At 73.2% G+C, this 6,111-nt stretch carries 4 protein-coding genes and 2 pseudogenes; 2 read left to right on the forward strand and 4 right to left on the reverse strand.

Features of this window, described 5'->3' with window-relative positions; all coding sequences use genetic code 11:
• A pseudogene (locus ND748_RS22495) lies at positions 1-1,037 on the forward strand (hypothetical protein); the annotation flags it as partial.
• Positions 1,038-1,060: 23 nt separating this feature from the next.
• On the opposite strand, the gene ND748_RS22500 reads toward ND748_RS22495, so the two are convergent.
• The 4 genes from ND748_RS22500 to ND748_RS22515 all read right to left on the reverse strand — a co-directional run bounded on the left by ND748_RS22500 (position 1,061) and on the right by ND748_RS22515 (position 5,492).
• Positions 1,061-2,224: an ATP-dependent DNA ligase gene (locus ND748_RS22500; RefSeq protein WP_251747953.1), complete on the reverse strand. Its 1,164-nt coding sequence runs from the start codon at positions 2,222-2,224 to the stop codon at positions 1,061-1,063.
• Positions 2,225-2,278: 54 nt separating this feature from the next.
• Positions 2,279-3,523, reverse strand: coding sequence for a sulfate adenylyltransferase subunit 1 (locus ND748_RS22505; RefSeq protein WP_251747954.1), 1,245 nt, complete (start codon positions 3,521-3,523; stop codon positions 2,279-2,281).
• Positions 3,523-4,437, reverse strand: coding sequence for a sulfate adenylyltransferase subunit CysD (gene cysD, locus ND748_RS22510; RefSeq protein WP_251747955.1), 915 nt, complete (start codon positions 4,435-4,437; stop codon positions 3,523-3,525). The genes ND748_RS22505 and cysD overlap by 1 nt, the downstream gene beginning before the upstream one ends.
• A 239-nt stretch (positions 4,438-4,676) precedes the next feature.
• Positions 4,677-5,492, reverse strand: coding sequence for a 3'(2'),5'-bisphosphate nucleotidase CysQ (locus ND748_RS22515; protein WP_251747956.1), 816 nt, complete (start codon positions 5,490-5,492; stop codon positions 4,677-4,679).
• Between the two features lie 35 nt (positions 5,493-5,527).
• Between ND748_RS22515 and ND748_RS22520 the strand changes: the two are divergent.
• A pseudogene (locus ND748_RS22520) lies at positions 5,528-6,111 on the forward strand (adenylyl-sulfate kinase); the annotation flags it as partial.

The raw sequence follows: 6,111 nt of genomic DNA on the forward strand, positions 1-6,111 counted from the left end.
GGGCGGATCCGCGCGGCTCGGCGGACTTCGTCGCCCGCCTCGCCGGAGCCGTGCACGCCGCCGACGGCCCGACCCTGCCGCCGCACCTGCGCGCCGCCTTCGTCCCTGCGCTGCACACCTACCTGGAGGAGATGTACGACGCGGTGACGGCGGTCGTCCCCGGGCCGGTCTCCCCGCCGCCCGTGACCGCCAGCCGCGAGATCCCGGTCTCGGCGTGGCGGGCGCTGCTGCGGGAAAGCCTGCGCGGCGGTGCGCTCGCCGGACTGCTCGGGCGGGACGCCGCCGCCTACGCGATCGGGCTCGACGAGCGGGTGGCGGGGCGCACGCGGGGCTGGACCGCCGGGGCCGGCGGCCACCCGTCGAGCCCGCGGGCACTGGGCTACCTGCGAGGTGCCCAGGCGCAGGCGTTCTTCACCGGCGCCCTTGGCGACGCCGCCGACGCGGTGCTGCGCGAACACGCCGACGCCGGGTCCAGCCACCGCCGGCGGCAGGCGGTGATCCTCGATCTGCTCGGCACGGTGGCCACGTCGATCGACCCGACGGACCCGGTCGCGACGTTCGCCCATCTCGGCGTCGGGATCACGGTGGACGTGGTCGAGGCCCTCGTGCGGCAGCGCTACCGCGATGTTTCCACCACCCGGCCGGCGTGGGTCCTCGCCCGGCTGCGGGAGGCGTCGCGGGCCGCTCCGGGATGGGCCGCGGCCTACGAGGCGAGCGCCCGCCAGCTCTGGACGCGCCGTGACGGGGACCCGCTGCGACCGATCACGGTGACCGGCAGCGACGGGCGGCGGCGGGTATACACCGGAGATCCACGCGCCGACGGTTACATCACCGGTCCGCCGACGGACTTCCTCGACGCCACCGGCGATCCCCGGCCAAGCGCGGCGATGACACCGGCGCAGCGGGGCGCCTACCTCGCCTGGCTGGAAAGTCCGGCGCTGGTTGCCAACAACGACCGGCTGCCCGTCCTGGCCGGGGCGGCCGCGCTCGGCGAGACACGGATCCCGCCGGACGAGGCACTGCGGCCCAGTGGGTGACGATCACTCCGGCGCCGCCCGCCTCAGCCCAGCACGTCGGTCAGGTCGACGCGCACCGGCCGCTCGAGCTGGGCGAAGGTGCAGCTATGCGGGTCGCGGTCCGGCCGGAACCGCACGAACTGGGTGGTGTGGCGGAACCGCGGGCCCTCCATGTGGTCGTAGCGCACCTCGGCGACAAGCACCGGGCGCAGCGGCACGAACGACAGGTCTCGGCCCGCCGCCCATCTGCTCTCCCCCGCGTCCCACGGCGTGCGCGTGCCGCCCGCCCCGGCGGGAGCCCAGGGATGCTCCTCGAGCGGAATGACGAGCGCGGCGAGTTCGCTCACCAGCTCGCGCCGCCGGGCCATCGCAAACGCCGACGTCACCCCAACCGCGGCGAGGCCCTCCCCGTCGACCGCCGCGCCCCCGGCGGTACTGCCGGCCGGATCTCCGGCGGCGTGCCCGGCGATCCCGGCGATCCCGACGTTGGCGTCCTCCGAGTCCGGGTCCGGGTCCGGGTACAGGCCGAGGAGCAGGGAGCCGACCGCGTCGGCGCCGGTCTTGTGCGGGCGGTAGCCGGCGACGACGCAGTCCGCCGTCCGCTCATGCTTGATCTTGAACATCGCGCGCCGGTCGGGTTCGTAGCCACCGGTCGGTGGCTTGGCGATGATGCCGTCGAGGCCGGCGCCCTCGAACTGGTCGAACCAGCGCCGGGCCAGCTCGAGATCGTCGGTCGCCGGCGTGAGATGCACCCGGGCGCCGACACCGTCCCCCGAGCGCAGCAGCTCGGCAAGCTGCGCGCGGCGCCGGGCGAACGGCTCGTCGAGCAGCGCCCGATCCCCGACCGCGAGCAGATCGAAGGCGACGAAGGACACCGGGGTCTGCGCCGCCAGGCGGGCGACCCGGCTCGCGGCGGGATGCACCCGCTGCTGCAACGCCTCGAAGTCGAGCCCGTCCTCTCCGGCGACGATGATCTCACCGTCGAGGACGCAGCGCGCCGGCAGGGCGGCCCGCAGGGCGGCGACGAGCTCCGGGAAGTAGCGCGTCATCGACTTCGTCGTCCGCGAGGTGATCTCCACGTCGTCGCCGTCGCGGAAGACCAGGGCCCGGAAGCCGTCCCACTTCGGCTCGTAGACCAGTCCCGGCGGGATCTCGGCGACGGCCCGTGCCAGCATCGGCTTCACCGGCGGGAGAACGGGCAGGTCCACCGCTCGATACTGCCCCCTGCGCCCCGCCAGGTCGCCCCGGCGGGCCGGACAACGCTAGAGGATCATTCCGGCGCCGAGGGTGGTTCCGGTTGCCTCGTCGATGAGCAGCACGCTGCCCGTGTTGCGGTTGCGGCGGTACGGGTCGTAGCACAGCGGCGAGGTCGTCCGCAGCGCGATCCGGCCGATGTCGTTGAGGGCGAGCGTCTCGACGCTCTCGTCGCGGTGCAGCGTGTCGATGTCGACGCGGTAGCAGATGTCGGTGACCATCGCCCGCACCGACCGGGTGGTGTGCTTGATCCCGACCCGGGCTCGACGGCGCAGCGGCGCGTCGACCATCCAGGACACCATCAGGTTGAGATCCTGCCCGACGGTCGGCTGGTTGTTCGGCCGCGCGATCATGTCCCCGCGGGAGACGTCGAGGTCGTCCTCCAACCGGACGGTGACCGACATCGGCGGGAACGCCTCCTCGACCGGCCCGTCGTAGGTGTCGATCCCGGCGACCCGCGTGGTCAGCCCCGACGGCAGCACGATGACGTCGTCGCCGGGCTTGAGCACGCCGCCGGCGACCTGGCCGGCGTAGCCACGGTAGTCGTGCAGCTCCTCGCTGCGCGGCCGGACCACCCACTGCACCGGGAACCGCACGTCGATCAGGTTGCGGTCGGAGGCGATGTGCAGCTCCTCCAGATGGTGCAGCAGCGAGCTGCCGTCGTACCAGGGCGTGCTCGGCGAACGGGACACCACGTTGTCCCCGGTCAGCGCGGACACCGGAATCGCGGTGACGTCGACGATCTCCAGCTTCGCGGCGAAGTGCCGGAACTCGTCCTTGATCTTCTCGAAGACCTCCGGATCGAAGTCGACGAGGTCCATCTTGTTCACACAGAGGACGAGATGGGGCACCCGCAGCAGGGAGGCCAGGAACGCGTGCCGGCGGGTCTGCTCGACGACGCCCTTGCGCGCATCCACGAGCAGCAACGCGAGGTCGGCGGTCGAGGCACCGGTGACCATGTTGCGGGTGTACTGCACGTGCCCCGGGGTGTCGGCGAGGATGAACGATCGCCGCGGGGTGGCGAAGTAGCGGTAGGCGACGTCGATGGTGATGCCCTGCTCCCGCTCGGCCCGCAGGCCGTCGGTGAGCAGCGCGAGGTCGACGTAGCCGTCGCCGCGCTCCCGGCTGGTCCGCTCGACGGCGGCGAGCTGGTCGGTGAACAGCGACTTCGTGTCGTAGAGGAGCCGGCCGATCAACGTCGACTTCCCGTCGTCGACCGACCCCGCGGTCGCGACGCGCAGCAGCTCGGCCATCAGAAGTACCCCTCCCGCTTCCGGTCCTCCATCGCCGCCTCGCTGACCCGGTCGTCAGCCCGGGTAGCGCCCCGCTCGGTGATCCGCGTCGCCGCGACCTCGCCGATGACCTCCTCGACGGTCGCCGCGGTCGACTCGACCGCGCCGGTACAGGTGATGTCACCGACCGTGCGGTAACGCACCTGGCGGGGCACCACGGCCTCACCGGCGCGCGGCTGGGTCAGCGGGGTGACGGCGAGCAGCATGCCGTCACGCTCGAAGGTCTCGCGGCTGTGCGCGTAGTAGATCGAGGGAATCTCCAGGCGCTCCTGGGCGATGTAGCGCCAGATGTCCAGCTCGGTCCAGTTCGACAGCGGAAAGACCCGGATGTGCTCGCCGGGGCGGTGCCGGCCGTTGTACAGCGACCACAGCTCGGGGCGCTGGTTCTTGGGATCCCACTGGCCGAACTCGTCGCGGAAGGAGTACACCCGCTCCTTGGCGCGGGCCTTCTCCTCGTCGCGGCGGGCGCCGCCGAACACCGCGTCGAACCGGTGGTCGGCGATCGAATCGAGCAGCACCGGCGTCTGGAGCTGGTTACGCGACGCCCCGGGCCGGGTGTCCTCGGTGAGCTGCCCGGCGTCGATCGCCGCCTGCACGGAGCCGACCACGAGGCGAGCGCCGAGCTCGGTCGCGCGGTAGTCCCGGAACGCCAGGACCTCGTCGAAGTTGTGGCCGGTGTCGATGTGCAGCAGCGGGAAGGGCAGCTTTGCGGGCCAGAACGCCTTCTCGGCCACCCGCAGCATGACGATCGAGTCCTTCCCGCCGCTGAACAGCAGCGCGGGACGTTCGAACTCGGCCGCCACCTCACGGAAGATGTGGACGGCCTCGGCCTCGAGCATCTGCAGGTGGGTGAGCTCGTAACCCGCGACAGGCACGCGAAAACCCCTCGTCTCGCCGATGTATCAGTCCAAAGTAGCCGACCCGCCCCGCCCACCGGCGGTTTCGCCGACGTTAACCGGCTCACCCGAGGCCCAATTCCCCCATCGGAGACCAAGTGTCACACGACGGACATTGGACGGTCGCGGTCGGCGTCCGGCCGCGGCACCAGCGACGACCAGCGAGGACCAGCGACGACCACGCGAGGACCCGTCGCGGTCTACCGCTGGTCGCGGTCCTACCGCTGCGGACCGGCCGCCGCAATCGCCGCGAGCACCGCCGGAGCCAGGGTCGCCTCGCAGATGACCAGGTCGGGCAGCAACAGATCGGGCTGGTTGTACCGCAGCGGGGTGCCGTCGAGGCGGCTGGTGTGCAGGCCCACCGCCCGCGCGACCGCCACCGGGGCCGCGGAATCCCACTCGTACTGCCCGCCGGCGTGCAGGTAGATCTCCGCCTGGCCGCGAATCACCGCGGCGGCCTTCGCGCCGGCCGACCCCATCGGGACGATGCTGGCGCCCAGGGCCTCGGCGACCTCCCCGACGATGCGGGGCGCCCGGGTGCGGCTGGCGACGATCCGCGGCGGGTGCGCCGCGGCGGGCCGGGCCGCGGCCGGGGGATCACTGCCGGCCGACAACGTCACGTTCAGCGCCGGCAGGGCGACCGCCCCGGCGATGAGCTCACCGCCGCGCCACAACGCGACGTGCACCGCCCAGTCCGAGCGGCCGGGCTCGGCGAACTCGCGGGTGCCGTCGAGCGGGTCGACGATCCAGACCCGCTCGGCGGAGAGCCGGGCCGGGTCATCGACGCCCTCCTCGGACAGCACCGCGTCCTGCGGGCGGTGCCGGGTCAGCGCCCGGGTCAGGAGCTGATGGGAACGCGCGTCGCCGGCGTCGCGCAGGGTGGCGGGCTCGGCGAACCCGACCTCCTCCCGGATTCTGAGCAGCAGTTTGCCGGCATCCGTGGCCAGTCGCCGGGCCAGGACGTCGTCGTCGAGTTCGTCGGTCGCGATGTCGACGGGGACGGTGGCCGGCCGGCGGGTGTCGTCGGTGTTCATCGGGACGGAGTCTGTCACCCGTTACGGTCGCGGGTGTGAGCGCCACCTCTCATCCCGATCCTGATCCCGACCGCCTCCCGAAGCCGGGCGCCGGCGGCGCCGGCGGCCCGGCACACGGGCCGGCCGCCGACGATCCCCTGCTCTGTCTGGTGACGTCGGACCGCGCCGCGGAGCTGACGACGGCCTCGCTCGGCTGGCCGTCGCTCGCCCTGACGCCGCTGCAGCTCGCCGAGTTGGAGCTGCTGCTCGTCGGTGCCTTCGGCCCGAACCCCGGCTACCCGGCGCAGGAGGAGCTGGCCGGCGTGCCGGTGCCGATCCTCGCCGTGCCGACCGCCGACGCGGAGCCGCTGGCGGCGGGGGCCACCGTCGCCCTGCGCGACCCGGAGGGGGTGATGATCGCCGCCCTGCATCTGCGCACGCTGCTGCCTGACCCGACCGGGTCCACGGTGCGTCTGGTCGGCGCGCTGGACGGGGTGCGCCTGCCGCACCACCCGGACCACCCCGCGCTACGGCTGACTCCGGACCAGCTGCGCGCCGAGCTGCGCGCCCGCGGCTGGACCGGTCCGCAGGTCGGAGCCGGGGCGGCGTGGGCGGTGTGGGCCGACGGCCTGCTGCACAC

This window comes from Frankia sp. AiPs1, from assembly GCF_023716945.1.
Lineage (GTDB): Bacteria > Actinomycetota > Actinomycetes > Frankiales > Frankiaceae > Frankia.